Annotated in this window: 28 protein-coding genes; 17 read left to right on the plus strand and 11 right to left on the minus strand. The window is 60.3% G+C overall.

Going from position 1 to position 25,513, the window contains the following annotated elements; translation table 11 throughout:
- Nucleotides 1-54: 54 nt before the first annotated feature.
- Nucleotides 55-1,035 carry an AraC family transcriptional regulator gene (locus tag C3F38_RS21940; RefSeq protein WP_223294854.1) on the minus strand — a complete coding sequence of 327 codons (981 nt, stop codon included), beginning with the start codon at nt 1,033-1,035 and terminating at the stop codon, nt 55-57.
- 174 nt (nt 1,036-1,209) lie between these two features.
- Between C3F38_RS21940 and C3F38_RS21945 the strand changes: the two genes are divergently transcribed.
- Nucleotides 1,210-2,250: a prolyl oligopeptidase family serine peptidase gene (locus C3F38_RS21945; RefSeq protein ID WP_038872790.1), complete on the plus strand. Its 1,041-nt coding sequence runs from the start codon at nt 1,210-1,212 to the stop codon at nt 2,248-2,250.
- Here the strand turns inward: C3F38_RS21945 and C3F38_RS21950 are convergent.
- The gene (locus C3F38_RS21950; protein ID WP_038872792.1) at nt 2,210-3,106 is read right to left on the minus strand and encodes a LysR family transcriptional regulator; all 897 of its coding nucleotides are present in this window, start codon (nt 3,104-3,106) and stop codon (nt 2,210-2,212) included. The two genes, C3F38_RS21945 and C3F38_RS21950, sit on opposite strands and share 41 nt — an antisense overlap.
- A 105-nt stretch (nt 3,107-3,211) precedes the next feature.
- Here C3F38_RS21950 and C3F38_RS21955 point away from each other — a divergent pair, with 105 nt between their 5' ends.
- Both C3F38_RS21955 and C3F38_RS21960 read left to right on the plus strand, forming a co-directional pair.
- Nucleotides 3,212-4,594, plus strand: a complete 1,383-nt coding sequence (locus C3F38_RS21955) for an MFS transporter (RefSeq protein ID WP_055312226.1) — start codon at nt 3,212-3,214, stop codon at nt 4,592-4,594.
- On the plus strand, nt 4,591-4,971 hold the full coding sequence (locus C3F38_RS21960; protein ID WP_038872797.1) for a DUF4440 domain-containing protein: 381 nt from the start codon (nt 4,591-4,593) through the stop codon (nt 4,969-4,971). Before C3F38_RS21955 ends, C3F38_RS21960 begins: the two co-directional genes overlap by 4 nt.
- 195 nt (nt 4,972-5,166) lie before the next feature.
- Here C3F38_RS21960 and asr read toward each other — a convergent pair whose 3' ends face one another.
- Nucleotides 5,167-5,517, minus strand: coding sequence for an acid resistance repetitive basic protein Asr (gene asr / locus C3F38_RS21965; RefSeq protein WP_004928953.1), 351 nt, complete (start codon nt 5,515-5,517; stop codon nt 5,167-5,169).
- A 201-nt stretch (nt 5,518-5,718) separates the two neighbouring features.
- Between asr and C3F38_RS21970 the strand changes: the two genes are divergently transcribed.
- The gene (locus C3F38_RS21970) at nt 5,719-6,258 is read left to right on the plus strand and encodes a nickel/cobalt transporter (RefSeq protein WP_055317107.1); all 540 of its coding nucleotides are present in this window, start codon (nt 5,719-5,721) and stop codon (nt 6,256-6,258) included.
- Between the two features lie 175 nt (nt 6,259-6,433).
- Nucleotides 6,434-6,742, plus strand: coding sequence for a YqjD family protein (locus C3F38_RS21975; RefSeq protein ID WP_004928950.1), 309 nt, complete (start codon nt 6,434-6,436; stop codon nt 6,740-6,742).
- 61 nt (nt 6,743-6,803) lie between these two features.
- Here C3F38_RS21975 and C3F38_RS21980 read toward each other — a convergent pair whose 3' ends face one another.
- Nucleotides 6,804-8,237 (minus strand): PLP-dependent aminotransferase family protein, encoded by a 1,434-nt coding sequence (locus C3F38_RS21980; RefSeq protein ID WP_055317108.1) that lies wholly within the window; start codon nt 8,235-8,237, stop codon nt 6,804-6,806.
- A 95-nt stretch (nt 8,238-8,332) separates the two neighbouring features.
- Here C3F38_RS21980 and C3F38_RS21985 point away from each other — a divergent pair, with 95 nt between their 5' ends.
- The 5 genes from C3F38_RS21985 (at nt 8,333) to nrdF (ending at nt 12,787) form a co-directional block, all read left to right on the plus strand.
- Nucleotides 8,333-8,764: a carboxymuconolactone decarboxylase family protein gene (locus tag C3F38_RS21985; RefSeq protein WP_038872802.1), complete on the plus strand. Its 432-nt coding sequence runs from the start codon at nt 8,333-8,335 to the stop codon at nt 8,762-8,764.
- A 272-nt stretch (nt 8,765-9,036) separates the two neighbouring features.
- Nucleotides 9,037-9,267 (plus strand): glutaredoxin-like protein NrdH, encoded by a 231-nt coding sequence (nrdH, locus tag C3F38_RS21990; protein ID WP_004928934.1) that lies wholly within the window; start codon nt 9,037-9,039, stop codon nt 9,265-9,267.
- A 9-nt stretch (nt 9,268-9,276) separates the two neighbouring features.
- The gene (nrdI, locus tag C3F38_RS21995) at nt 9,277-9,681 is read left to right on the plus strand and encodes a class Ib ribonucleoside-diphosphate reductase assembly flavoprotein NrdI (protein ID WP_015378865.1); all 405 of its coding nucleotides are present in this window, start codon (nt 9,277-9,279) and stop codon (nt 9,679-9,681) included.
- Nucleotides 9,663-11,807, plus strand: a complete 2,145-nt coding sequence (gene nrdE, locus C3F38_RS22000; RefSeq protein ID WP_071845366.1) for a class 1b ribonucleoside-diphosphate reductase subunit alpha — start codon at nt 9,663-9,665, stop codon at nt 11,805-11,807. The genes nrdI and nrdE overlap by 19 nt, the downstream gene beginning before the upstream one ends.
- 8 nt (nt 11,808-11,815) lie before the next feature.
- On the plus strand, nt 11,816-12,787 hold the full coding sequence (gene nrdF / locus C3F38_RS22005; RefSeq protein WP_038872807.1) for a class 1b ribonucleoside-diphosphate reductase subunit beta: 972 nt from the start codon (nt 11,816-11,818) through the stop codon (nt 12,785-12,787).
- A 43-nt stretch (nt 12,788-12,830) separates the two neighbouring features.
- Here nrdF and C3F38_RS22010 read toward each other — a convergent pair whose 3' ends face one another.
- The 4 genes from C3F38_RS22010 to C3F38_RS22025 all read right to left on the minus strand — a co-directional run bounded on the left by C3F38_RS22010 (nt 12,831) and on the right by C3F38_RS22025 (nt 14,488).
- Nucleotides 12,831-13,118, minus strand: coding sequence for a type II toxin-antitoxin system RelE/ParE family toxin (locus C3F38_RS22010; RefSeq protein ID WP_055317109.1), 288 nt, complete (start codon nt 13,116-13,118; stop codon nt 12,831-12,833).
- On the minus strand, nt 13,118-13,405 hold the full coding sequence (locus C3F38_RS22015; protein WP_038872812.1) for a CopG family ribbon-helix-helix protein: 288 nt from the start codon (nt 13,403-13,405) through the stop codon (nt 13,118-13,120). The genes C3F38_RS22010 and C3F38_RS22015 overlap by 1 nt, the downstream gene beginning before the upstream one ends.
- A gap of 83 nt (nt 13,406-13,488) precedes the next feature.
- Complete coding sequence (locus C3F38_RS22020; protein ID WP_038872815.1) at nt 13,489-13,683, minus strand: DUF1289 domain-containing protein; 195 nt, start codon at nt 13,681-13,683, stop codon at nt 13,489-13,491.
- A gap of 64 nt (nt 13,684-13,747) precedes the next feature.
- Nucleotides 13,748-14,488, minus strand: a complete 741-nt coding sequence (locus tag C3F38_RS22025; protein WP_038872817.1) for an SDR family oxidoreductase — start codon at nt 14,486-14,488, stop codon at nt 13,748-13,750.
- A 101-nt stretch (nt 14,489-14,589) separates the two neighbouring features.
- Here C3F38_RS22025 and C3F38_RS22030 point away from each other — a divergent pair, with 101 nt between their 5' ends.
- Nucleotides 14,590-15,483, plus strand: coding sequence for a LysR family transcriptional regulator (locus tag C3F38_RS22030; protein ID WP_055317110.1), 894 nt, complete (start codon nt 14,590-14,592; stop codon nt 15,481-15,483).
- A gap of 12 nt (nt 15,484-15,495) precedes the next feature.
- Here C3F38_RS22030 and C3F38_RS22035 read toward each other — a convergent pair whose 3' ends face one another.
- Nucleotides 15,496-16,440: an MBL fold metallo-hydrolase gene (locus C3F38_RS22035; protein WP_038872823.1), complete on the minus strand. Its 945-nt coding sequence runs from the start codon at nt 16,438-16,440 to the stop codon at nt 15,496-15,498.
- Between the two features lie 206 nt (nt 16,441-16,646).
- Here C3F38_RS22035 and C3F38_RS22040 point away from each other — a divergent pair, with 206 nt between their 5' ends.
- Entirely contained in the window at nt 16,647-17,618 is a 972-nt protein-coding gene (locus tag C3F38_RS22040; RefSeq protein ID WP_055317111.1) for a patatin-like phospholipase family protein, read from the plus strand.
- A gap of 97 nt (nt 17,619-17,715) precedes the next feature.
- Here the strand turns inward: C3F38_RS22040 and C3F38_RS22045 are convergent, their stop codons facing one another.
- Nucleotides 17,716-19,071 (minus strand): 2-hydroxycarboxylate transporter family protein, encoded by a 1,356-nt coding sequence (locus C3F38_RS22045; protein ID WP_033635692.1) that lies wholly within the window; start codon nt 19,069-19,071, stop codon nt 17,716-17,718.
- A gap of 326 nt (nt 19,072-19,397) precedes the next feature.
- Here C3F38_RS22045 and C3F38_RS22050 point away from each other — a divergent pair, with 326 nt between their 5' ends.
- Nucleotides 19,398-20,990: a sensor histidine kinase gene (locus C3F38_RS22050; protein ID WP_038872834.1), complete on the plus strand. Its 1,593-nt coding sequence runs from the start codon at nt 19,398-19,400 to the stop codon at nt 20,988-20,990.
- A gap of 34 nt (nt 20,991-21,024) precedes the next feature.
- On the plus strand, nt 21,025-21,711 hold the full coding sequence (locus C3F38_RS22055; protein ID WP_033644157.1) for a response regulator: 687 nt from the start codon (nt 21,025-21,027) through the stop codon (nt 21,709-21,711).
- 16 nt (nt 21,712-21,727) lie between these two features.
- On the opposite strand, the gene C3F38_RS26290 is transcribed toward C3F38_RS22055, so the two are convergent.
- Nucleotides 21,728-21,991 carry a hypothetical protein gene (locus C3F38_RS26290; RefSeq protein WP_139108037.1) on the minus strand — a complete coding sequence of 88 codons (264 nt, stop codon included), beginning with the start codon at nt 21,989-21,991 and terminating at the stop codon, nt 21,728-21,730.
- Between the two features lie 126 nt (nt 21,992-22,117).
- On the opposite strand from C3F38_RS26290, the gene proV reads away from it, so the two are divergent.
- The 3 genes from proV (at nt 22,118) to proX (ending at nt 25,491) form a co-directional block, all read left to right on the plus strand.
- Entirely contained in the window at nt 22,118-23,320 is a 1,203-nt protein-coding gene (gene proV, locus C3F38_RS22060) for a glycine betaine/L-proline ABC transporter ATP-binding protein ProV (RefSeq protein ID WP_055317112.1), read from the plus strand.
- Nucleotides 23,313-24,419: a glycine betaine/L-proline ABC transporter permease ProW gene (gene proW / locus C3F38_RS22065; protein WP_055317113.1), complete on the plus strand. Its 1,107-nt coding sequence runs from the start codon at nt 23,313-23,315 to the stop codon at nt 24,417-24,419. Before proV ends, proW begins: the two co-directional genes overlap by 8 nt.
- 70 nt (nt 24,420-24,489) lie before the next feature.
- Entirely contained in the window at nt 24,490-25,491 is a 1,002-nt protein-coding gene (proX, locus tag C3F38_RS22070; protein WP_038872844.1) for a glycine betaine/L-proline ABC transporter substrate-binding protein ProX, read from the plus strand.
- The last annotated feature ends 22 nt before the right edge of the window (nt 25,492-25,513 follow it).

The following is a 25,513-nucleotide window of genomic DNA, read 5'->3' on the forward strand; positions in this document are numbered from 1 at the left end:
AGCATACCCCGATGGGATCTGATGATAAATGAGAGAGTTATAACGAATTATTATTTAACTAAGTCTTTGCTGCCTGCGCCATTCGCTGGGATTGGCACCATATACGCGCAAGAATTCGCGGTTAAAATTCGACTTGGTGGTAAATCCCGACTCATGCATGATTTCGGTTATCGGGCGGTCGCCGACAAGCAGCCTTCGCGCCGCCTCACCGATGCGCAATTGGTTCACGTATTGCGAGACATTCATCCCGGCATGCTGATTGATGGCCTGCGACACCCGGCGCGCCGGCAATCCACTTTTGCGCGCCAACAGCGCCAAATTCAGCTCCGGTTGCAAATAAAGATCGTCTTTCAGCAATCGCTGTTGCACCTGAACAAACCAGTGGTGGATCTGGTCATCATTCACTGCGACGACTTTAACAGGCTCCGGCGTTTCCTCGACCGGTTGCTCCGCCGGCCGGGTGCGGGACAAGACCTGGTACACGCCCAACGTAAGCAGCAGAGTGTCGACCGTCACCAACAGGCCGGCATGTCGCCCGCCAAACCAGGCAAAATCGAGGGTAATGATCAGCTCCGCTATCGCGACGGTGAACAATAAAATGGCTAACCCACGCCACAGACGGCAGCAGAGCCAGCTTTCCGCCAACGCCACCTGCTTCAAACTATTCTCACCGCCGCGCAGTGCACACCACAAGGCCACGCCGTAACCCGCATCGGCGGCAATAATCAACGCATCCAACCAAACTGGCGCATACCAGCTGGCCAACAGCGTCAGGCATAAGGGCGCAAAATGCCAGACATCGGCAAGCCGCAATCGCCCCTGCGTGCTCACCCGGAAGGCCAGCCAGACCAGCACCGGGATCATGACGGCGCCAATTGGCTGCAACCGATTGAACTGCGTTAAGTCGTAACCGTAACGCAACCCCACCAGCAGGCTTTGCCATGCGCACAGCAGCAGTAACAGCTGGAAAACCCAACGCCGGGCGCTGGGCCGGCCAAGGCGAAGCAACAGCCCGCAGCACAGCAGGCTGAACAAAAAGGTAACGGGAATGAGCGGCATTCATTACGCCTTATCCAAAGAGACGAAGCGGAAAAGTGTATGGCGTGAAGTCTGTTAAAACAATAATTTAACGACCTTAATCGCGATCGAGGTCGCGGAGAGGCACAGCCGATGTCACCTTTGCGCTTTTGTCGTAATGAGGATGTGAAGATGAAAAAGTTACTGTCTCTGTGGCTGCTGTTGTGCACGACGGCCAGCGCATCGCCTTATCAGATCGCCATTCATGATGAAGCGTTTTCCCGGGATTCGCGCACGCTCGCCAGCCGTATTTATTATCCCACCGAGGCCGAAGGCCCACGACAAAACGTCGGTGCCAATCCGGTATTCACCGGTATTGCCGGCCAAATTGACGCACCACCGGCCAAGGGCACCTTTCCCTTGGTGGTGTTCAGTCACGGCAGCGGAGGGAACAATACCAGCCAGGCCTGGCTGGCGGCAGCGCTGGTTAGCCAGGGCGTGGTGGTGATTGCCGCCAACTCACCCGGCAGTACCACCGGCGACTCAGTCCCGGCGCAGTCCATCAATCTTTGGCGGCAAACCGAAGATATCTCCGCGCTGATTGACGCGATCGGCGCCTCCCCTCGCTGGGCTGCTCTCGTCAACCCTCACGCCATCGGCGTTGTCGGCCACTCCAAGGGCGGTTACAGCGCCATCGCGGCCATCGGCGGCAGAGTCAGACTGGCAGATTTCATCGCCGGTTGTCGGCAACGGCCGCAGTCACCCAATTGCCGGTTCTATACCCAGGCCAGGGTTGACCTGACGCAGGTCACCGCCGATCGGTTCGATGCCGATTATACCGACCCGCGCATCCGCTTTGCCGTCGCCCTCGATCCCGGCATGGTGCCCTATCTGCGGCCGGAGAGTTTGCATCACCTAAACGCACCCTTGTTGATTATCGAACCGCAAAACTATCTGCCAAGCGAGAAAGGCTCGCGTTTGGGTGGGGCGTCGCTGGCAGCTAACGGCGCTGAACAGCCTATCCGCGCACAGCGATTAACCCGCGGCAATCATTTCGATTTCTTACCCATTTGCCAACCCAACGGCCGCAAAATTTTGGCCTCTGAAGAACAGGAAGCAGAGGTACTATGCGCAACCACGCCTGCCCAACGTGCATGGGTACATCAGCAAACGGTGGCGGCAATATTGCCGTTCATTCGCCCCTGGCTACCCGCGCGCGCAGAAAATCGATAAACGCCCGCACCTTTTCCGGCACATGGCGGGTGTTCGGGTAGAGCGCATAGATGCTCTGCTCGGGGAAACGGTGATCCGGCAGCAACCGCTGCAGCCGGCCGGCGTCGATTTCGGGCTGTGCCAGCCACGCCGGCAGCAGCGCCACCCCGGTGCCATGCAGGGCGAACGCCAGCAATGCCGCGGCGCTGTCACCGGTGAGCGTGGCAGCATCCGCGACCTTGAACAGCACCGCTTCGCGCTGCGGCGTGGCCACCAGCCAGCTGAGCGGTGAACTGAGCCGGCTGTGGGCGATCCACTGCGCCTGCGCCAGATCCGTCAGCGAATGAATCGGCCGGTCGGCCAGATAACCCGGCGCCGCCACCGGAAAAATGGCGAAGCTGTCGATCAACGCCGCGCGGTGGCTGGAATCCGCCAGCTGGCCCAGGCGGATCGCCACGTCAAAGCGCTCCGAGATCAGATCGGCATGATAAGAAGAAGAGACATGCTGGATGCGCAGCCGCGGATGCTGCCGCGAAAAAGCCGCCAGCGCCGGCACCACCACCTGCGCGCCGTACTCCGGCGTGCTGGTGATGCGCAGCACGCCGCTCAGCCCGTGATGATCGCGGCGCACGTCGTCCAGCACGTTTTCCGCCTCCTGCAGCAGCTGCAGGCTGCGCTGGTAAAAGCGTTCGCCGGCGTCGGTCAGCGACAGCCGCCGGGTGCTGCGCGCCAGCAGTGACACCCCCAGCTCATTCTCCAGCTGTTTGACGTTAAAACTCACCACCGCCTTGGTTTGCCCCAGCGCCGCCGCCGCCGCGGTAAAGCTGCCCGCTTCCACCACAGCCGCGAAGATCGCCAGGCGCTGCAAATTCAGCATTTCGCCGCCCTTATTGTCAAAATAATTTTGACAGTGTAATCGCCCGCCGCCGATTTATCCGCACTTTTCCCCCCGATACACTGCTCGCCTTCAACCGGAGGCACCATGTCTTATCGCAGCAAAGTGGCAATCGTCTATCTGCTCGGCTTTTTCGTCGATCTGATCAATATGTTTATCGCCAACGTCGCCTACCCCGCCATCGGCCAGGCGATGCGGGCGTCGGTCAGCCAACTGGCGTGGGTTAGCAACGGCTATATTCTCGGCCTGACGCTGGTGATCCCCCTCAGCGCCTGGCTGGCGCAGCGCATCGGCGGGCGGCGGATGTTCCTGCTGTCGCTGGCGCTGTTCATGCTGGCGACCCTCGGCGCGGGCAACGCCGACAGCATCGGCGCGCTGATCGGCTGGCGCACCCTGCAGGGCATGGGCGGCGGCTTGCTGATCCCCATCGGCCAAACGCTGACCTACCAGCTGTACCGCAGCCATGAACGCGCCGGGCTGTCGGCGGCCATCATGCTGGTGGGGCTGCTGGCGCCGGCGCTGTCACCGGCGCTGGGTGGCTGGCTCGTCGATCGGCTGGACTGGCGCTGGGTCTTTTTCGCCAACCTGCCGCTGGCGGCCGTGGCCCTGGCGCTGGCGGCCCTGTGGCTACGCGCGGAAACGTCGACGGCGATGCGTAAACCGCTCGACGGCAAAGGACTGCTGAGCGCCTGCGCAGGGTTGACGCTGCTGCTGCTCGGCCTGACCCGGCTGAGCGAGGCCGGTCATCAGGCTTCCGGCGCGGCGCTGCTGGCCGCTGGCCTGCTGGTGCTGGCGTACTATCTGCGCCATAGCCTGTGCACCCCGCAGCCGCTGCTGAACCTGCGGCTGGTCGGCGATCCGCTGCTGCGCAACGCCATGGCGGTTTACTTGTGCATTCCCGGCCTGTTCATCGGCGTCAGCCTGGTGGCGATGCTGTATCTGCAAAACCAGCTGGGGATGGCCGCCGCCCAGGTCGGCGGCCTGATGCTGCCCTGGGCGCTGGCGTCGTTCCTGGCCATCACGCTGACCGGCAAAACCTTTAATCGCCTCGGCCCGCGGCCGCTGCTGATCGCCGGCTGCCTGTTGCAAGGCGCCGGCATGCTGACGCTGGCGCAGATCGATCAGGCCGGGCAGCACGCATTGCAGATCGCCGCCTTCGCACTGATGGGATTTGGCGGCAGCCTGTGCAGCAGCACCGCACAGAGCAGCGCGTTCCTGCAGATCCCCGACGCTCAGCTGGCGGACGCCAGCGCGCTGTGGAACATCAACCGCCAGATCAGTTTTTGCCTCGGCGTGGCGCTGCTCAGCCTGCTGCTGAATCTGCTGCTGACCGGGCTGCCGCCCGCGGCGGCCTACCGCACCTGCTTCATTCTGGCGGGCGCCAGCGTATTTATCCCGCTGCTGCTGTGCCTGCGCCTCGCCAACCGCGCCATCGTGCGCCAACTCAACGCTCAACAGGATGCTTTATGAACCCGTACTTTACCGAAGTGATCGACGCCCACATCGCCATTGAACGCTGGCTGGGCAAAGGGGCTGGCGAGGAACAGGCGCTGCTGGCGCGCTTTACGCCGGATTTCAGCATGATCGCGCTGAACGGCGCTCCGCTGGATTTTGCCGCGCTGTGCGCCTTTTTCCGCGCGCATCGCGCCGCCAAACCGGGATTGGAAATCGAGATAGAAGAGATGAAGCTGGTGGCCGAATGGCCGACGGGCGCGGTAGTCAGCTACCGGGAAAAACAGAGCCTGCCGGGGCAAAGCGCCACGCTGCGCTATTCCACGGTGGTCTTTGAACGTCAGCCCAACGTACTCGTCTGGCGGCATTTGCACGAAACCGCCGCAGCGCAATAATTACAGAAAGCTGCCGGCCAAAAACAGTTCCCAACCGACGATCACCCCGCACAGGGTTACCGCACTGAAAATGACTTCAAACAGATAGCGATTGATCATCGTTCGTCGCCTCAAAAGAAGACACCCGGAAGAACCGGGTGTCTGGAGTACGGGCTGGAGAGTGCGGAACCTTTCGGTTCCGCAAACATCACTTAATTAAGCTTTTTTACCGGCTTTTTTGTGGTGTTTTTTAGCGGCCTGAGCTTTCTGCACTGGCGCTTTTTTGTGGTGTTTTTTAGCAGCCTGGGCTTTCTGAGCTGGCGCTTTTTTGTGGTGCTTTTTAGCGGCCTGAGCTTTCTGGGCTGGCGCTTTTTTGTGGTGCTTAGCTTTCTTGTGGTGCGTTGCTTTAGCTGGCGCTTTTTCAGCAGCAGCCGCTGGCGCAGCGGTAGTGGTGGTCGCAGCTGGCGCGGTGGTGGTAGCCGGAGCAGTAGCTGCAGTATCAGCAGCGAAAGCAACAGAAGACAGACCCATAGTGGCAGCAACGATCAGCGCTAATACTTTTTTCATCTTTAAATCCTCAGAGTGTTGTTTCGGTAAGCTCCGGTGGAGCCGTTGAAACAGATACTAGTGGAATCAAACGGCCGTTTCCGTGAGTGATTGGTTTCGCCGAGTAACCAAATGTACAACGTTTGTGAACGGCGCTTGTGAACCGAATCGGCAGATATATGCTGAAGGAATCCCCCCCTCGGCACAGGGTTCACTCACGCAATGAAAACTGCCTCGCTGAAGTACATGCCAGGCCGCCTCACCGGTCTGGCACTCGCCGGTCTGTTGCTGGCGCTGCTCTATCTGTTCGTGCGTCACTGGGCGGACTTCGTGCAGTATTGCATTACCTTCCAGATTTACATGCACCGCTATCTGGTGCTCTATCTGCTGCAGCAGCGCAACCAGCAATACAGCGGCGGGCTGATGCTGACGCTGGCCAGTTTCGCTTACGGCTTCCTGCACTCCATCGGCCCCGGCCACGGCAAGTTCGTCATCACCACTTATCTGGCCACCCACCGCGAACGGCTGAACGCCAGCCGGGCGATCACCCTGCTGGGCAGCCTGATGCAAGGCGTGGTCGCCATTGTGTTCGTGGTGGTGCTGGCGGTGGCGCTCAACCTGTCGATGGGCGATCTCAGCCTCAGCCGTTACTGGGTGGAAAAAGGCAGCGCGGTCTTCATCGCCGCCTTCGGCCTGATGGTGATCCTGCGCGCCAGCGGCTGGCGCTGGCGCCGCGCATCGCCGTGCTGCTCGGCGGCGTGATCCTGATCCTGTTCGCGCTGGTGTTGTTCAATTCGGTGATCCCGGTCAGCGCCAACGGCGATTTTATCGCCGCCGGCTGCTAACGCCGGTGAAATCATCGTTTTTTTGCGTGATCGACCACACAAATCTCGGCATGGTCTACACTTAAAAGACATGTGTCGAAATGGAGAGCTGAATGTTTAAGAAAGCGGAAAGAACAGAACGCGATATCGATCAGGACGTCACTCTGTTGGCCGATACGCTGGATGAAGTGTTGCGTGAGTCCGGTGACAAGACCAAAGAGGAACTGAAAGAGCTGCACAGTAAGGCGAAAGGCGTACTGCGCGACGCCCGGGCGCGGTTCAATGGCTCTACCAGTCTGACACAGCATGCGCGCGACGCGGTCGATCAAGCCGACAGCTATGTGCGTGACAAACCTTGGCAGGGCGTAGGGATCGGTGCCGCCGTCGGCATCGTGCTCGGCGTACTGCTGGCCCGGCGTTAACACCCCTGCAGTCATAAAGATAAAACAGATGTGCGTCTGGCCCGCGGAAATCGCGGGCCGTTTAATTTAGACGTTTGAACAGCTGTGCCAGCCCCTGCACCGCCCGCTCCGTCTCCTCTTGCCGAGTGAAATTGGCGAACCCCAGCAGTAACCCCTGCCCCGCCGGATGGTCGATTCGCCAGTCCGACAACGCCTGCGCCGCCAACCCCTGTTGCCAGGCTTGCGCCGCCAACGGCGTATCCGCCACCCCGTCACGCAGCCGGGCCAACAGTTGAATGCCGCCCTGTTGCGGCACCGCTGTCAGCCACGTCCCCAGTTGCCGTTCCAGCGCCTGCGTCAGCCACTCGCGCCGCTGGCGGTACAGCGGCCGCATGCGTTTCAGGTGGCGGTAGAAATGCCCTTGCCGGATAAAATCCGCCACGCCGGCCTGCAGCAGCGGCGGACAGCCGCAGCCACGTAGCCGGCTGCTGCGTGCAAAGGCCTCCGTCAGGTCGGCGGGCACCACCAGGTAAGCCATGCGCAGCGCCGGGAACAGCGTTTTGCTGAAGGTGCCGGCGTACAACACCCTCCCCTGAACATCGAGGCTTTTCAGCGGCGGCAATGGCCGCCCGTGATAGCGAAACTCGCTGTCGTAGTCATCTTCCAGGATCCAGGCTTCGCGCTGCTGCGCCCAGTCGAGCAGCGCCATGCGCCGCGCCAGGCTGAGCGTGACGCCGAGCGGGCTTTGATGGGTCGGCGTCACCACCGCCAGCCGCGCCTCAGGCGCCGTCAGCATACCGGCGGCCACGTCCATGCCTTGTTCATCCACCGGCACGGCGACCGGCCTGACACCGGCGGCCCGCAGCAGCGGGCGCGTAACCGGATAGCCGGGATCTTCGATCCATACCGCGTCGCCGGCGTGCAACAGCGTCTCCACCACCCAGTCCAACAGCGCCGGATAGCCAGCGCAGAGGAAAACCTGCTCCGGCCTGCAGCTGATACCGCGCGACAAATGCAGATAATGGGCGATCGCCTCACGCAGCTCTGGCAGGCCGCCGGCCGGCGGCAGCGCCAGGGAAGCCACCGTGGAACCGCGCAGCTGGCGGGCGACAATGCGCTGCCACAGCGCCCTTGGAAACGCGTCCAGCGCCGGCACGCCCAGCTGGAAGGGCTGCAGCATGCCCTGCGGCTGCAGCGGATCGGGTGCCATCGCCGATAACGGCGGCGCAGCAGATACCGCACCCGGCGGCACGTGCGGCAGCTGCGGCGAGACATAGGTGCCCGCCTGCCCACGGCTCTGCAAGAAACCTTCGGCGATCAGCTGCGCGTAGGCGCTTTCCACCGTGGCGCGCGCCACGCCCAGATCGCTCGCCAACCCGCGCACCGAAGGTAACCGGCTGCCCGCCGCCAGGCTGCCCTGGGCGATGGCGTCTTTAATCCTCAGGTAAATCTGCCGGTACAGCGGTTCCGCAAGCCGGTTGTCCAGCCGCAGTGAGGTCAGGAAAGATGGCATCATGGTCCGGTTAAATAATCATTTTATGGCCCTATAGCATAGACCATAAGGCCGCTAAAGTAGCGCCATGATTTCGTTACTACCGATTGAGGTTGACCATGATTAAGCAACGTTTGAACTATGCCGAGCTGGCGCCCGCCCCGTACAAAAATATGGTAAGCGCGCTGATGGCGCTGGAGAAAGGTACCCTGGACAAGGCGACCATCGAGTTGATGTTTATGCGCGTTTCGCAGATCAACGGCTGCGCCTACTGCCTGGATATGCACGGCAAAGCGCTGCGCGAAAGCGGCTTCAGCCATGCCAAGCTGGATACGCTGGCGGGCTGGCGCGTCAGCCATGAGTTCAGCGAGCGCGAACGCGCCGCGCTGGAATGGGCCGAGTCGGTGACGCTGATCGCCGCCACCGGCGCACCGGACAGCGCTTTCGAGGCGCTGAAAGCGCACTTCAGCGATACCGAGATCGCCGATCTGACCTTCGCCATCAGCATCATGAACGCCTTCAATCGTCTGGCCGTCAGCATGCGTCAGTAATGCGCTCGATTCCCCCTCTTCACTGAGAGGGGGAATTTCTCACCCGCAAAAATTTTTTCCCTCGCCTTTTCCAGCCCCGACGCGGCCTGCACGCAAAACTTCACAAAACACCATATATAGCGTGGTTGATAAAACAAACATCAATATATAGTATTTTATGAGTCAGCCGCAGGGAATGTCGTTCGGTTGATAACGCCGTCAGAAACGCCAGGAACGATGCTCCGTTATCTGACTTGTCCGCCTTTCCTTCAGCCTAAAGGTAAATGCGAATCATGAGCATTATTATTTACAGTAAGCCGGACTGTGTCCAGTGCAACGCCACCTATCGTGCATTTGATAAACAGGGGATTGATTATCAGGTGATCGATCTCACCCAGGATCAGCAGGCGCTGAACCACGTTAAATCCTTAGGTTATCAGCAAGTTCCGGTGATTATCGCCGGTGACGATCACTGGTCCGGGTTCCGGCCGGACAAGATCGGCGCGCTGGCGCTCACCTGCTGAGGCCCGCCGATGAATCCGCTGGTCTATTTCTCCAGCAGCTCGGAGAACACCCATCGGTTCGTTGAGAAACTGGGCCTGCCGGCGATCCGCATTCCGATCGCCGGAGCCCGCAGCAAATTGCTGATGGAACAACCCTATATCTTGATCGTGCCCAGCTATGGCGGCGGCAGCGCCGTCGGCGCGGTGCCGATCCAGGTCATCCGCTTTCTCAACGTTCCGCAAAACCGTTCATACCTGCGCGGCGTCATCGCCGCCGGGAACACCAACTTCGGCGCAGCGTACGGCATCGCCGGCGACATCATCGCCAAAAAATGCCAGGTGCCTTTTTTGTACCGCTTCGAGCTGCTCGGCACCGCGCAAGACGTTGAAAACGTTCGACAGGGAGTAACCGCATTTTGGCAACGACAGAACTGACCAGGCCCGAGACGGGCGCGCTGGATTACCATTCGCTCAACGCGATGCTCAATCTTTACGATGCGGAAGGCCGGATCCAGTTCGATAAAGATCGGCTGGCGGCGCGGCACTACTTCCTGCAGCACGTCAACCAAAACACCGTGTTCTTCCATAACCTGGAGGAAAAGCTGCGCTATCTGGTGGAGGAAGGCTACTACGAGCCGCAGGTGCTGGCGCAGTACGAATTCCCGTTTATCAAGCAGCTGTTCCAGCAGGCCTACGCCAAAAAATTCCGCTTCGAGACCTTCCTCGGCGCCTTCAAGTACTACACCAGCTATACGCTGAAAACCTTCGACGGCAAACGCTATCTGGAGCGCTACGAAGATCGGGTATGCATGGTGGCGCTGCGGCTTGCGGCGGGCGACACCGGGCTGGCGCAGGATCTGGTGGAGGAGATGATTTCCGGCCGCTTCCAGCCGGCCACCCCAACCTTCCTCAACTGCGGCAAACGCCAGCGCGGCGAGCTGGTCTCCTGCTTCCTGCTGCGTATCGAAGACAATATGGAATCGATCGGGCGGGCGGTGAACTCCGCGCTGCAGCTGTCGAAACGCGGCGGCGGCGTGGCCTTCCTACTGAGCAATATTCGCGAGGTGGGCGCGCCAATCAAGCGCATCGAGAACCAGTCCTCGGGCGTCATTCCGATCATGAAAATGCTCGAAGACGCCTTCTCCTACGCCAACCAGCTCGGCGCGCGCCAGGGGGCCGGCGCGGTGTATCTCAACGCCCACCACCCGGACATTCTGCGTTTCCTCGACACCAAACGGGAAAACGCCGACGAGAAGATCCGCATCAAAACGCTGTCGCTGGGGGTGGTGATCCCGGATATCACCTTCGAGCTGGCGAAGAACAACGAAGAGATGTACCTGTTTTCGCCCTACGACGTCGAACGGGTGTATGGCGTGCCGTTTTCGGAGATTGCCGTCAGCGAGAAGTACCGCGAGATGGTGGACGACAAGCGCATCCGCAAGTCGCGCATCAACGCGCGCGAGTTCTTCCAGGTGCTGGCGGAGATCCAGTTCGAATCCGGCTACCCGTACGTGATGTTCGAGGACACGGTCAACCGGGAAAATCCGATCGCCGGGCGCATCAACATGAGCAACCTGTGTTCGGAGATCCTGCAGGTCAACCGCGCCAGCACGTATCACGAGGATCTGAGCTACGATCGCATCGGCAAGGACATCTCCTGCAACCTCGGCTCGCTGAACATCGCCAAAACCATGGACGCGCCGGACTTCGGCAAGGCGATCGAGACCGCGATCCGCGCGCTGACCGCGGTGGCCGACATGAGCGATATCCGCTCGGTGCCGTCGATCGCCGAGGGCAACCGCAGCGCCCGCGCCATCGGCCTGGGCCAGATGAACCTGCACGGTTACCTGGCGCGCGAGCGCATTTTCTACGGCTCGGAAGAAGGCATCGACTTCACCAACCTCTATTTCTATACCGTGGCCTATCACGCCATTCGCGCCTCGAACCGGCTGGCGATCGAGCGCGGCGGCGCCTTCGACGGTTTTGAACACTCCCGCTATGCCAGTGGCGAGTACTTCGACAAGTACACCGAACGCGACTGGCTGCCGCAGACCGAGCGGGTGCGCGAGCTGTTCGCCGCCGCCGGCATCGCCATTCCTGGCCGCGACGACTGGCGCGCGCTGCGCCAGTCGGTGATGCTGCACGGGCTGTACAATCAGAACCTGCAGGCGGTGCCGCCGACCGGTTCCATCTCGTACATCAACAACGCCACCTCCAGCATCCACCCGATCGTTTCGCGCATCGAGATCCGCAAGGAAGGCAAGATCGGCCGCGTTTACTACCCGGCGCCCTACATGACCAACGACAACCTGGCGTATTACCAGGATGCCTACGAGATTGGCCCGGAAAAGATCATCGATACCTACGCCGCCGCCACGCAGCACGTCGATCAGGGGCTGTCGCTGACGCTGTTCTTCCGCGATACGGCCACCACCCGCGATATCAACCGCGCGCAGATCTACGCCTGGCGCAAAGGCATCAAGACCATTTACTACATCCGCCTGCGCCAGATGGCGCTGGAAGGCACCGAGGTGCAGGGCTGCGTGTCCTGCTCGCTGTGAGGCAACTTATGACGACCCTAACATCGGCGCCGCTGGTACGCGCCATCAACTGGAACATCATCGAAGACGACAAGGATCTGGAGGTATGGAACCGCCTGACCTCCAACTTCTGGCTGCCGGAGAAGGTGCCGCTGTCCAACGATATCCCCTCCTGGGCCACGCTGACGCCGAAGGAGCAGCAGCTGACCATTCGGGTGTTTACCGGGCTGACGCTGCTGGACACCATCCAGAACACCGTCGGCGCGCCGGCCCTGATCGCCGATGCGCTGACGCCGCACGAAGAGGCGGTGTACTCCAACATCAGCTTTATGGAGGCGGTACACGCCCGCTCGTACAGCTCAATCTTCTCCACCCTGTGCCAAACGCCGGACGTGGACGACGCCTACCGCTGGAGCGAGGAAAACCGCGCGCTGCAGAAAAAGGCCGGCATCATTCTGGCCCACTACCGCAGCGACGATCCGCTGCTGAAAAAGGTCGCCAGCGTGTTCCTCGAGTCGTTCCTGTTCTATTCGGGCTTTTATCTGCCGATGTACTGGTCGAGCCGCGCCAAGCTGACCAACACCGCCGATCTGATCCGCCTGATCATTCGCGACGAGGCGGTGCACGGTTACTACATCGGCTATAAGTTCCAGAAAGGGCTGGAGAAAGTGGACGCCGCGCGGCGCCGGCAGGTGAAAAACTTTGCCTTCGACCTGATGCAGGATTTGTACGACAACGAGGTGCGTTACACCGAGGAGCTGTACGACGGCGTCGGGTGGACGGAAGACGTGAAGACCTTCCTGCACTACAACGCCAACAAGGCGCTGATGAATCTGGGGTATGAAGCGCTGTTCCCACCGGCGATGGCGGAGGTCAACCCGGCGATCTTATCGGCATTGTCGCCGAACGCCGATGAAAACCACGACTTCTTCTCCGGCTCCGGTTCGTCTTACGTCATCGGCAAGGCGGTCAACACCGAGGATGAGGACTGGGATTTCTGACGGCATGACAACGATACCGGTCTTTCAGGCCGGTATCGTGCATTCAATACCCTTGTTCTTTCTGACTACGGATCGCCAGAACAAACGCCGTATCGATATCAGGGATATATTTGTAGAGCGCCAAATAACCGCGAGCTTGCTGCCCAATAATCAATTCACGCAGCCCTGCGCCAAGGGCTCGTCCGATCAATGGGTTATGTTCCAATACCGCAATCGCCTGGATGATTTCCTGAATGCGCCGCCCTGAATCCGCGGCACCATGCTGAGCCAAATGAGCGAGAATACGTTCGATATCATCCCTGACCTCTGGCGCCAACTCGACGTTTGCCATCAGCGCCCCAATTTTTTAACCGGAGGTTTAACAGCGTCAGTGTTACCCGCTGCGTAATTTTCCAAATAACCGCGCATCTCTTTCCAAGAGACAGTCTCTCCCGTCGCAATGATCTTGGCATAGCGTTTTTCCGCTTCATTCTCAAAGTCGCGGCGCAACTCTTCTTGCTGCGTTTTCTCCGCTATGGCCTGCAAAATAAAGCTGTGAGACGTCACGCCAGCCTGCTCGGCGACGGCGGCGACTCGGGCTTTAAGCTCATCTGGAATACGGATGGTCGTCGTCGACATAATCGCTCCCAACGTCGGTCAATCACATGTAGCTCAATAGTGCTACATGGAGTCTGGCAGCGCAATCGCAATAATGCTGGGGATTATTTCACCCACTGACGCAGCTCAAGCCGCCGCCAAATAGCGCGTTTCTCCGCGTCACTGGCGGTCGGCCAAGCGGCGATCTCCGCCCGCGTGCGCCGGCATCCGCGGCACTGCTGAGTTTCGTCGTCGATCCGGCACAGGCTGACGCAGGGCGACCTGACGCCGGGATGAAACTGCTGATTGTCGCCCGCCATAAATCGCCCTTGATGTGATGTGTGCCGCCACAGGATACCCGATCCTGCGGCGGCGCGTCGCCAATCAGATGATGCCGCCGTTGGCGCGCAGGGTTTGGCCGTTGATCCAGCCGCCGTCGGCCCCCGCGAGGAAGGCCACCGCCGCGGCGATATCTTCCGGCGTGCCCAGGCGCTCCAGCGGCGCCATCTTCGCCAGCCGCTCGATAAGCTCCGGGGTTTTACCGTCGAGGAACAGCCCGGTCGCGGTCGGCCCCGGCGCAACGGCGTTCACCGTGATATTGCGGCCGCGCAGCTCTTTTGCCAGCACGCTGGTCAGCGCCTCGATCGCCGCCTTGCTGGCGGCATACATGCCGTACCCCGGCTGCAGCAGCCCCACCACGCTGGAGGAGAAGTTGATGATGCGGCCGCTGTCGCGCAGGCGCTTCGCCGCCTCGCGCATCGTGTTGAAGCTGCCTTTCAGATTGATGTCGATCAGGCGATCCGCGTCTTCATCGCGCATGTCCGCCACCGGTGCCAGCACCATCACCCCGGCGTTGTTGACCAGCACGTCGACACCGCCAAACGCCTGTTCGGCGCTGTCGAACAATCGGGAAACCGCAGCCGCATCGCTGACGTCGGCTTTGGCGCCGAGCGCGCGGCCGCCCGCCAGTTCTATCTTGCGCACCAGTTCATCGGCCGGCACTGGGTTGCCTGAATAGTTGATGATGACGGTAAAACCGTCGGCGGCCAGACGCTCGGCAATGGCGGCGCCGATGCCGCGCGATGCGCCGGTGACGATGGCGACGCGTTGAGTGGCGTGCTGCATAAGTCTCTCCTCCTGGGTCAGTGAGTTGTCATCATGCACCTTTCGATACGACGAATAATCCCCTATTCTTCGTTATCACTATCCGAAATAAACGAACAATTATGGACAGAATCGACGCCATGCGCCTGTTCACCCGCGTGGTAGAACAACGTAGCTTTACCCAGGCGGCGCAGGATCTGAACCTGCCGCGCTCCACCGTGACCGACGCCATCAAACAGCTCGAAGCCCGGCTGCAGGTCAGGCTGCTGCAGCGCACCACCCGCCACGTCAGCCCGACGCTGGACGGCGAAGCCTACTATCAGCGCTGTCTGAGCATTCTGGCGGACATCGAAGAGGCGGAGATGGCGTTCGCCGGCGCCAAACCGCGCGGGCTGCTGCGCATCGAGGTGCACGGCACGCTGGCGCGCCATTTTCTGTTGCCCGACTTGCCTGATTTTTTGGCGCAATACCCGGATATCGAGCTCTATATGAGCGAAGGCGATCGGCTGGTGGACGCGCTGCGGGAAGGCATCGACTGCGTGGTGCGCGTCGGCAAACCGCGGGACAGCGACATGGTGGCGCGCCGCCTGGGCGAGCTGGAAGAAGTGACCTGTGCCGCCCCGGCCTACCTGCAGCGCTTCGGCACGCCGCAAAACCTGGACGATCTGCGCCATCACCGCATGGTGGGCTTTCGCTCTTCGGCGACCGGTGCGCTGATGCCGCTGGCGTTCACAGTGGCGGGGCAAGCGCAGCCCATCACGCTGCCGGCGACGGTGTCGGTCAGCGCGGCGGAGAGCCTGGTCGCCGCCGCCCGCGCCGGGTTGGGCATCATTCAGGTGCCGCGCTATCACCTGCGCGGCGATCTGGCCGACGGCAGCCTGTTGCCGCTGCTGCCGGATTGGCCTTCTCCACCGATGCCGGTCTCGCTGCTTTATCCGCGCAACCGCCAGCTGTCGCCGCGGGTGCGCGTGTTTCTCGATTGGTTCAGCCGGGTATTCGCCGAGCGCAATCGGTAGTGACCGAGTGCGTTACAGCGCGCCGTAATTCAGCGGCACCCAGTTGTACCCTTCGCCCTGGCGGTTCAGGTAGCCCAACCCCGGGAACGACAGGTGCGCACCACCCACCAGCTCGCTCTGCCGCGCGCTGTCGCCGAACACCCGCAGCCGTTGAGCGACCGCCGCCTTAGCGTCGCTGTCAAAGCTGATAGCCACCTTCGGATGCGGCATCTGCACCGCCGCTACGTGGATCAGATCCCCCAGCAACAGCAGCTTTTTGCCCTGGCTCGTCACCTGATAGACGCTGTGGCCCGGCGTATGCCCGTGGGCGGCAAAGGCGGCGATGCCCGGCGAAAGCTCGCCGTCGCCGTTGAATGGCTTAAAGTGCCCGGCCGCCTGATAAGGCTTGATCGCCGCCTGGGCTCTTTCGAAGTTGCTTTTATTTTCCGCATTGGCCCTTTTCAGCTGGTCGGCGCTCAGCCAGAAGTCCGCGTCCTGGCTGGCGGCGCGCACCACCGCATTGGGGAATACCGCCTTGCCGTCGTGCGCCAGGCCGCCGAGGTGATCCGGGTGCATGTGGGTCAGGTAGATCTCATCCACCTGCTCCGGCTGGTAGCCCGCCGCGCGCAGGTTATCCACCAGCTTGCCCAGGCCGTCGCCCAGCAGCTGGCCGGCACCGCTGTCGATCATCACCAGCTTGTCGCCGGTATTGATCAGATAGGCATTGACCGAGGTGACCACCGGCAGGCTTTGATGCCGCTCGGCCAACCCGGCGGCGATCTGCTGCGGCGTGGTGTTCAGCAACAGCTTGTCCGCCGGCAGGCGAATGACGCCGTCGGACAACGCGGTCACTTCAACGCTGCCCAGCATGATGCGGTAAAATCCCGGCGTCGGGGTTTTGGCCTGCGGCGCGGCGGCCCCGGCCTGTAATGACATAACGGCCAGCGCCGCGCCCAGCAGACAACGTTTCCAGAACATGATGACTCCTTGCGAGAATTGGACAGCGCTAAGTATTGACGCAAAAGGCCCGATGCGCCTGTTTAATAAATGCCTTTGATAAATATATAAATAATATATTTATTATGAATAATTCTGTTTGCCGAGCCACACAACCCCAATCCATGTTTTCTCGCTCGCCACTTGGTTATTTTCCTTACTCCCTAAACCAAGAGTGAGGAAATATCATGAACTATCAATTCGAAAATCTGGTCTTTGAAGGCGGCGGCGTAAAAGGCATCGCCTATGGCGGCGCGCTGGAATTGCTGGAAGCCAAAGGCATCATGCCGCAGATCAAGCAAACCTCCGGCGCCTCGGCGGGCGCCATCGCCGCGCTGCTGGTCGGCCTGGGCTGCAGCTCGGCGGACGTCACCAAAATTCTGTCGGCGATGGATTTTAAAAAATTCCTCGATTATAACGGCGGCTTTTTCGGTACGCTCCAGGACGCCTACCGCCTGTTCAATCAATACGGCATCGCGCCCGGCGATTATTTCTATCAATGGTCGCGCGATATTATCAAGCAATATACCGGCAAGCCGGATATTACCTTCGAGCAGTTCGAAGCGATGAAGGCGGCGAAAGGGTTCAAGTCGATTTACTTTATCGGCGCCAACCTCAACAGCGGCCAGCGCGAGGTCTATTCGCATCGCACCACGCCGCGCATGAACGTGGCGGACGGCCTGCGCATTTCGATGTCGTTCCCGTTCGCCTTCGTGGCCAAGAACAATACCCTGGGCGATCTGTGCATCGACGGCGGCATGATCGACAACTACCCGGTGCGGCTGTTCGACTATGACTTTTCCGCCACGCCGCCTTATATCGACAGTTCCAGCCAGCGCATCAACACCCGCACCCTGGGCCTTCGCCTGGACTCCGCCGGCGCAATCGCCCAGGCCGCCGGGCAGGCCGGCCCGCGCACGCCGGTCAACAACCTGTTTGATTTCACCCTGGCGGTGGCCAACGTGATGCTGGACATCCAAACCAAGGTGCACCTGGACAGCGACGACTGGAAGCGCACCGTGTATGTCGACACGCTCGACGTCGGCACGCTGGAGTTCGGCATCAGCGAGGAGAAGAAACGCGCGCTGATCGAATCCGGCCGCCGCGGCGTAGAGCGCTACTTCGCCTGGTACGACGCCGCCATGAAACAGGCAGCGTAACCGGTATTATCTCTGCCCGCGCGTACGGCCGGCGCGCGGGCAAAAAAATCCCCGCGGGGGCGGGGAAAGGCAAAGTAACGCTAAGGATTTATAGGAGTTATACGAAGAACTTGGCCAACACCAGCAGCGACAGCGAGACGTTGATAGCGCCCCCGATACGCGTAGCGATCTGGGCGAACGGCATCAGCGACATGCGGTTGCCGGCGGTGAGGATCGCGACGTCGCCGGTGCCGCCCTGCCCGCTCTGGCAACAGGAGACAATCGCCACGTCGATAGGGTGCATGCCGATTTTCTTGCCGACGAAGAAACCGGTCGCCACCAGCGCGCTGACGGTTGTGACGATCACGATCAGATTCTGTACGGTGAACGCGTCCACCAGCTCCTGCCACGGCGTGATGGCCACGCCGACCGCGAACAGGATCGGATAAGTCACGGCGGTGCGGAAGAATTTGTACACCACCTGCGAACCTTCCTGAATACGCGGCGACACCCCGTGCGCCAGCTTCACCGCCACGGCGGCGAACAGCATGCCCACCGGCGCCGGCAGACCGATCAGGCGGTGCAGCAGCATGCCTACCATATACAGCAGGATGGCCAGCAGTGCGCCGCAGGCGATGGTGCTGACGTCCACCTTGCCGCTGATTTTTTCCACCGCGTTCATGTCGCTGTCGCCCTGCTTGCTCGGCATCAGGCTGCCTTCGCCGGTCAGGTGCGGATAACGCTTGCCCAGTTGGTTGAGCAGGCCGGCGATGACGATGGCAGTCAGGCTGCCGAGCATCACGATCGGCAGAATGCGCCCCAACGCCACGCCCTGCTCCATGTGCAGGATCGCCGCGTAACCCATCGACAGCGGGATCGCCCCTTCACCCACGCCGCCGGCCATGATCGGCAGGATCAGGAAGAAGAAGATCTGGAACGGCTCCAGGCCCAGCGCCATGCCGACGCCCATCCCCACCAGCATGCCGACGATCTCGCCGCACAGCATCGGAATGAAGATGCGCAGGAAGCCCTGGATCAGCACCTGGCGGTTCATGCTCATGATGCTGCCGACGATGATGCAACAGATGTAGAGATAAAGAATGTTGGTCGATTTGTAGAACTTGGTGGTCGACTCCACCACCACGTCCGGCAGCAGGCCGTAGTGCACCAGCGCGGAAGGAATGAAGGTGGCGCAGATCGCCGCCGCGCCCATTTTGCCGATCAGCGGCAGGCGCTTGCCGAATTCGCCGCAGGCGAAACCGAAGAACGCCAGGGTGGCCACCATCACCACGATATCGCTCGGCAATTTGCCTTCCAGGCAGTCGAGCAGAATCAATACGCCGGCCAGAATAAAGAACGGTAACGGAATAATCCCTACTTTATAATTGTCCAGTATCCGCCACCATTTCTCACGCAGAGGAATATCGGCGGCCTTGTCTTTGGCTACGAGGTAAGAATCATCTGTTGTGCTCATAATCTGGCCTCTTATTAGTTTGTTCAGCCATCATAGAGAAGCGCACGGATTATCTGCTGTGATTATGTTCAAAGTTAAAAAGGGTTTTTAATGGTGGTTATGGTTTCTATGGGGTTAATTAAGATTATGTAAAAACCGGCGTGGTTTTAATGGTGTTAATACCGCTTTTATTTTAAAGCTTATCAACTTTATCGCAGACGAACAATTCTCGTCCGGTTCACTCTAATCCCGTGTGAGGGATCACAAGTTGATCGGGCGCAATATTACAGACCCCGCTTCTCGTGATAGGGTAAGGCTTCAGGATCTCTTTACGGTGAAGCACCGCCATGCGCCTCAAACTCTCATTTCAAATCAAGCTGTTTCTGTGCCTGGTGGCCTTCTCCTGCCTGCTGCTGACCTGTATCGGCGCCTATACCTATTACCAGCTGGATGCGCAGCTGCACCGCGATCTCGGCGCCCGCGCCCAGGTACAGGCGCGGGAAATTGCCCTCATTCCTTCGCTGGTCGACGCAGTGGAGAACAACGACGCCGTCCGGATCGCCGCGCTGATGAAAAAAATCCGCGCCAGCAGCGACGCCAGCTATATCGTCATCGGCGATAATCATGCCCGCCACCTTTATCATTCCGAATATGAAGGCCGCCTGGGCACGCCGATGATCGGCGGCGATAATAAAGAGGTGCTGGAAGGAAAAAGTATTATTTCCATTCGCAAGGGCGGCATTGGCGTTTCATTGCGCAGCAAGGCGCCGATCGTGGATGAAAATAATCGCGTGATCGGCATCGTTTCCGTCGGCTATTTGAAATCGCATATCGATAATTTAAATGCCAGGACGTTGACGCAAATTATCGGCTCCATCGTCCTGCTGCTGATCGCCCTGTTCGTCTTTTCCTGGCTGCTGTCGAAAAACCTCAAGCGCCAGATGTTCTGGCTGGAGCCGAAAGAGATCGCGCTGCTGGTTCGCCAGCAAAAAGCGTTGCTGGAAGCCATCTATGAAGGGGTGATCGCCATCGATCCGCAGATGCGGATCATCACCATCAACCATGCGGCGCGCGAGCTGCTGGATCTGCACCAGCCCGCCGCCGGCTTGCTGGGCCGGCCGATCGGCGACGTGATCCAGGCGCAGCCGAACTTCTTCGCCGCCGCGCAGCTGGGCCAGGATACGCATGACGAGGTGTGCCGCTTTAACCACGTGCGGGTGATCGCCAGCCGGGTGCGCATCATGCAGGAACAGGAACTGCAAGGCTGGGTGATCAGTTTCCGCGACAAGAACGATATCAATACCCTGAGCAGCCAGCTCAGCCAGGTGAAACGCTATGCCGACAACCTGCGCATCATGCGCCACGAGCAGCTGAACTGGACCGCGACGCTGGCCGGGCTGCTGCATATGCAGCGCTACGACGAGGCTATCCGCTACGTGGAGGCCCAGTCGGAGGGCGCACAGGAAATCCTCGATTTCATCTCGCAGCGCTTCAGCTCGGCGGCGCTGTGCGGCCTGCTGCTGGGCAAATACTCCAGCGCCAGAGAAAAAGGTATTGAACTGCGCTTCGATCCGGCCTGCCAGCTGCGGCAGATCCCGGCGGCGCTGAATGAGACCGAACTGATGTCGATCGTCGGTAACCTGTTGGATAATGCCGTGGAGGCGACGCTGCACTGCCCGGCCCCGCACGAAGCGATCGAGCTTTATATCAGCGACGGCAGCGACGAGCTGGTGATCGAGGTGGCGGATCGCGGCACCGGCATCGCCGAGGAGATTCGTGATACGCTGTTTGAACAGGGCGTGACCACCAAAGCGGATAAAAGCGACCACGGCATCGGCCTGCATCTGGTCGCCAGCCACGTGGCGCAGGCGCACGGCAGCATAGAAGTGTCGGACAACGAGCCGCACGGCGCGATATTCTCTATATTTATCCCTAAATAAAACCCATAACCCGATTTTTTTTGAGCACCCGATTATGTCACACCAAACACTGGACGTTCTGATCGTGGAAGATGAGCCGCAACTGGCGACGCTGCACGCAGAGTTCATCGAGAAAAATTTCAACCTGCGGGTGGTGGCCTACGCCGCCACGCTGGCCGAAGCGCGGGCCAAAGCCAACGAGCATCAGCCGCGGCTGATCCTGCTGGACAACTTTCTGCCGGACGGCCAGGGCATCGAGCTGATGGAAGAACCGGCGGTGAAGAACCCCGCCTGCTCGGTGATCTTCATCACCGCCGCCAGCGACATGCATACCTGCAGCCAGGCGATCCGCAACGGCGCCTTCGACTACATCATCAAGCCGGTATCCTACAAGCGGCTGCGCAATTCGCTCGAACGCTTCATGCAGTTTGTGCAGACCCAGCGCACCTTCAAGATCATCGATCAGGACAACGTCGATGCGCTGTACAACCTGCAGTCGAAGCAGTTCTCCAGCGAGCCGAGCGCCAAAGGCATCGAAACCAATACCCTCGAGCTGGTGCAGGCGCTGTTTATCGCCCAGCCGGCGGTGGCGCATGCGGTGGAAGACGTGGTGGAACAGGTCGGCATCAGCAAGACCACCGCCCGCCGTTATCTGGAATATTGCGTCGCCACCCAGTTCGTGCGGGTGGAGATGCTGTACGGCAATATCGGCCACCCGCGGCGGCTGTATCGCAAGGCCTGAGGCTGCCATCTGGCTGTCATATTACGGCGGTAACATAGCGCCCGACGATATCCCCCTCGATATCGGCACCTGTCGTTAAAACTGATGAAATACTGATGACTTTTGCCCGACCTCTGGTCGGGTTTTTTATTATCCAAACGGCAAGCGCAGAAGCGAAATATCCCCCTGCTTCACACCGCGTTATTTCCCCCAAAACCAATCCATTATGGCGAATAACGGCCGTCAATTTTGAGTCACGGGCCAAATTACCATAACTAATTAAAACCTTGATGTAAACCACTAATACCCCATTTAAACGACATTCAGGGTTGTCTCAGATATTCACTGTGTTAGGGTAAAAAGCTCTTTTATTTTGCTAAGGACAGCTCATATCGTTTTAATTAAACCAGAGGAAACAGCAAATTGCATGGCAATTAAACTCGAAGTAAAGAACCTGTATAAGATATTTGGCGAACACCCGGAACGCGCATTCAAACTGCTGGATAAAGGTCTGACAAAAGATCGGCTGTTTGAAAAAACCGGCTTATCGCTCGGCGTAAAAGACGCCACTCTGGCCATTGAAGAAGGCGAGATATTTGTCATCATGGGGCTCTCCGGTTCCGGCAAGTCCACCCTGGTACGCCTTCTCAATCGTCTGATAGAACCCACCCGCGGTCAGGTGCTGATCGACGGTGAGGACATCGCCAAAATATCCGACACCGCGCTGCGTACCGTGCGGCGAAATAAGATCAGCATGGTATTTCAGTCATTCGCGCTGATGCCGCACATGAATGTCCTGAATAATACCGCCTTCGGTATGGAATTAGCCGGCATACCGCTGCAGGAGCGCCAGGAAAAAGCGCTGGACGCCCTGCGTCAGATCGGGCTGGAGAATTATGCGCTGTCTTATCCGGATGAATTATCCGGCGGTATGCGCCAGCGCGTGGGATTAGCCCGCGCCCTGGCCAATAACCCGGATATATTATTGATGGACGAGGCCTTCTCGGCGCTCGATCCGTTAATTCGTACCGAAATGCAGGATGAGCTGGTGAAATTACAGGCCCAGCATCAACGCACCATCGTGTTTATTTCCCACGATCTGGACGAAGCGATGCGCATCGGCGATCGCATCGCCATCATGCAGGGCGGTGAGGTGATCCAGGTCGGTACGCCGGACGAGATCCTCAATAATCCGGCCAACGACTATGTACGCACCTTCTTCCGCGGCGTGGACATCAGTCATGTGTTCAGCGCCAAGGATATCGCCCAACGGCGCCCGGTGACGCTGATCCGCAAAACCCCCGGTTTTGGCCCCCGTTCGGCGCTGCAGCTGCTGCGCGATGAGGACCGGGACTATGGTTATGTTGTTGAACGCGGGAAGAAATTTATCGGCGTAGTGTCGATAGAGTCGCTGAAAAAGGCGCTGTCCGCCAATCAAACGCTGGACGATGCCCTGCTCGAGGCCCCCGCCGCCGTGCCGGCCGACACGCCGCTCAGCGATCTGATCTCCCTGGTCGCCCAGGCGCCGTGCGCGGTGCCGGTGGTGTGCGAAGAACATAACTATCTCGGCATCATCTCCAAGGCCATGCTGCTGCAGGCGTTGGACAAGGAGGGCTCCGCCAATGAGTGATACCACGCAAACCCAAGATCCCTGGGCTACCGCACCGGTCGATGCCGGCGCCGCACCCGCAAACGATGCCACCGCCAACGCCGGCGACGCCTGGTCCAGCGCGCCGCCGCCGGCCGCCCATGACGCCGCCGCGTCAGGCGCCGATTGGCTCAGCGGCGCCCCGGCGCATCCGGAGCACTTCAGCCTGCTCGATCCGTTCCACAAAGCCTGGGTGCCGTTCGATGCCTGGGTTACGCAAGGCATCGACTGGCTGGTGCTGCACTTCCGCCCGCTGTTCCAGGGTATCCGCGTGCCGGTGGACATGATCCTGAGCGGCTTCCAGCAATTGCTGCTGGGCATGCCGGCGCCGATCGCCATTTTGGTGTTCTCGCTGCTCGCCTGGCAGATCGCGGGTCTCGGCATGGGCGCCGCCACGCTGCTCTCCCTGGTCGCCATCGGCGCCATCGGTGCCTGGTCGCAGGCGATGGTCACGCTGGCGCTGGTGCTGACCGCGCTGTTCTTCTGCATTCTTATCGGCCTGCCGCTCGGCATCTGGCTGGCACGCAGCAAGCATGCCGCCAAGGTGATTAGACCGCTGCTCGACGCCATGCAGACCACCCCGGCCTTCGTCTATCTGGTGCCGATCGTCATGCTGTTCGGCATCGGCAACGTGCCGGGCGTGGTGGTGACCATCATCTTCGCGCTGCCGCCGATCGTGCGCCTGACCATTCTGGGCATCAAGCAGGTGCCGGAGGATCTGATCGAGGCCGCCGAATCCTTCGGCGCCAGCCCGCGTCAGCTGCTGTTCAAGGTGCAGCTGCCGCTGGCGATGCCGACCATCATGGCCGGCGTTAACCAGACGCTGATGTTGGCGCTGTCGATGGTCGTCATTGCCTCGATGATCGCCGTCGGCGGCTTGGGCCAGATGGTGCTGCGCGGCATCGGCCGGCTGGACATGGGCCTGGCCGCCGTCGGCGGCGTCGGCATCGTGATCCTGGCGATCATTCTCGATCGCCTCACCCAATCGCTGGGGCGCGATCGCCGCAGCAAAGGCATCGGCCGCTGGTATCGCCGCGGCCCCATCGGGCTGCTGACTCGCCCGTTCACCAAACAAGCCTGACGCTTTTCCCGCCGGCGGCTGCGGCCCCGGCGGGCTATGACACCACCACATCGAAAAAAGGGGAAACACTATGCGCACTATGGGCATCTGGGCTCTCGCCCTGACGACGCTGATTGGCTCACAGAGCGTGAGCGCGGCAGATTTACCCGGCAAGGGGATCGCGGTACAGCCGGTGCAAAGCACCATTTCCGAAGAGACGTTCCAGACGCTGCTGGTCAGCAAGGCGCTGGAAAAATTGGGTTACGACGTGAAGGAACCGCGTGAAGTGGATTACAACGTCGCCTACACCTCGATCGCCTCCGGCGACGCGACCTTTATCGCGGTCAACTGGGATCCGCTGCACGCCGATCAGTACAAGGCCGCCGGCGGCGACGCCAAGTTCTACCGCGAAGGCGTCTACGTCAACGGCGCCGCGCAGGGCTACCTGATCGACAAGAAAACCGCCGAGCAGTACCACATCACCAACGTCGAGCAGCTGAAAGATCCCAAGATCGCCAAGCTGTTCGACACCAACGGCGACGGCAAGGCCGATCTGACCGGCTGCACTCCGGGCTGGGGCTGCGAAGCGGTGATTAACCACCACATCAAGGCCTACGGCCTGAGCAATACCGTCGAACACAATCAGGGCAACTACGCGGCGATGATCGCCGACACCATCACCCGCTACAAAGAGGGCAAACCGGTGCTGTATTACACCTGGACGCCGTACTGGGTCAGCGATGTGATGGTGCCGGGGCGCGACGTGGTCTGGCTGCAGGTGCCGTTCTCCTCCCTGCCGGGCGAGCAGAAGAACGTCGACACCACGCTGCCTAACGGCGCCAACTACGGCTTCCCGGTGAACACCATGCGCATCGCCGCCAACAAGCAGTGGGCCGAAGCCAATCCGGCGGCCGCCAAGCTGTTCGCCATCATGAAGCTGCCGATCGCCGACATCAACGCGCAAAACCTGCGCATGCATGAAGGCCAGGCTTCGGAAGCCGACATCCAGAACCACGTCAACGGCTGGATCAAGGCGCACCAGGCCACCTTCGACGGCTGGGTGAAAACCGCCGCCGAAGCGGCGAAGCCGTAACCGTTCAGGGGCGCCGCCAGTG

Source organism: Serratia sp. SSNIH1, assembly GCF_002935055.1.
Lineage (GTDB): Bacteria > Pseudomonadota > Gammaproteobacteria > Enterobacterales > Enterobacteriaceae > Serratia > Serratia nevei.

Bases quoted from the DNA above. Each gene is read 5' to 3' on its own strand.
- proW (WP_055317113.1), top strand. From the start codon at position 23,313: ATGAGTGATACCACGCAAACCCAAGATCCCTGGGCTACCGCACCGGTC.
- C3F38_RS21950 (WP_038872792.1), bottom strand. From the start codon at position 3,106: ATGCTGAATTTGCAGCGCCTGGCGATCTTCGCGGCTGTGGTGGAAGCG.
- C3F38_RS22045 (WP_033635692.1), bottom strand. From the start codon at position 19,071: ATGAGCACAACAGATGATTCTTACCTCGTAGCCAAAGACAAGGCCGCC.
- C3F38_RS22030 (WP_055317110.1), top strand. From the start codon at position 14,590: ATGGACAGAATCGACGCCATGCGCCTGTTCACCCGCGTGGTAGAACAA.
- C3F38_RS22040 (WP_055317111.1), top strand. From the start codon at position 16,647: ATGAACTATCAATTCGAAAATCTGGTCTTTGAAGGCGGCGGCGTAAAA.
- C3F38_RS21980 (WP_055317108.1), bottom strand. From the start codon at position 8,237: ATGATGCCATCTTTCCTGACCTCACTGCGGCTGGACAACCGGCTTGCG.
- asr (WP_004928953.1), bottom strand. From the start codon at position 5,517: ATGAAAAAAGTATTAGCGCTGATCGTTGCTGCCACTATGGGTCTGTCT.
- nrdF (WP_038872807.1), top strand. From the start codon at position 11,816: ATGACGACCCTAACATCGGCGCCGCTGGTACGCGCCATCAACTGGAAC.
- C3F38_RS22035 (WP_038872823.1), bottom strand. From the start codon at position 16,440: ATGTTCTGGAAACGTTGTCTGCTGGGCGCGGCGCTGGCCGTTATGTCA.
- proX (WP_038872844.1), top strand. From the start codon at position 24,490: ATGCGCACTATGGGCATCTGGGCTCTCGCCCTGACGACGCTGATTGGC.
- C3F38_RS21985 (WP_038872802.1), top strand. From the start codon at position 8,333: ATGATTAAGCAACGTTTGAACTATGCCGAGCTGGCGCCCGCCCCGTAC.
- C3F38_RS21955 (WP_055312226.1), top strand. From the start codon at position 3,212: ATGTCTTATCGCAGCAAAGTGGCAATCGTCTATCTGCTCGGCTTTTTC.
- C3F38_RS22020 (WP_038872815.1), bottom strand. From the start codon at position 13,683: ATGGCGGGCGACAATCAGCAGTTTCATCCCGGCGTCAGGTCGCCCTGC.
- C3F38_RS21945 (WP_038872790.1), top strand. From the start codon at position 1,210: ATGAAAAAGTTACTGTCTCTGTGGCTGCTGTTGTGCACGACGGCCAGC.
- C3F38_RS22015 (WP_038872812.1), bottom strand. From the start codon at position 13,405: ATGTCGACGACGACCATCCGTATTCCAGATGAGCTTAAAGCCCGAGTC.
- C3F38_RS22010 (WP_055317109.1), bottom strand. From the start codon at position 13,118: ATGGCAAACGTCGAGTTGGCGCCAGAGGTCAGGGATGATATCGAACGT.
- C3F38_RS21960 (WP_038872797.1), top strand. From the start codon at position 4,591: ATGAACCCGTACTTTACCGAAGTGATCGACGCCCACATCGCCATTGAA.
- C3F38_RS21970 (WP_055317107.1), top strand. From the start codon at position 5,719: ATGAAAACTGCCTCGCTGAAGTACATGCCAGGCCGCCTCACCGGTCTG.
- nrdH (WP_004928934.1), top strand. From the start codon at position 9,037: ATGAGCATTATTATTTACAGTAAGCCGGACTGTGTCCAGTGCAACGCC.
- proV (WP_055317112.1), top strand. From the start codon at position 22,118: ATGGCAATTAAACTCGAAGTAAAGAACCTGTATAAGATATTTGGCGAA.
- C3F38_RS22025 (WP_038872817.1), bottom strand. From the start codon at position 14,488: ATGCAGCACGCCACTCAACGCGTCGCCATCGTCACCGGCGCATCGCGC.
- nrdI (WP_015378865.1), top strand. From the start codon at position 9,277: ATGAATCCGCTGGTCTATTTCTCCAGCAGCTCGGAGAACACCCATCGG.
- C3F38_RS22055 (WP_033644157.1), top strand. From the start codon at position 21,025: ATGTCACACCAAACACTGGACGTTCTGATCGTGGAAGATGAGCCGCAA.
- C3F38_RS21975 (WP_004928950.1), top strand. From the start codon at position 6,434: ATGTTTAAGAAAGCGGAAAGAACAGAACGCGATATCGATCAGGACGTC.
- C3F38_RS22050 (WP_038872834.1), top strand. From the start codon at position 19,398: ATGCGCCTCAAACTCTCATTTCAAATCAAGCTGTTTCTGTGCCTGGTG.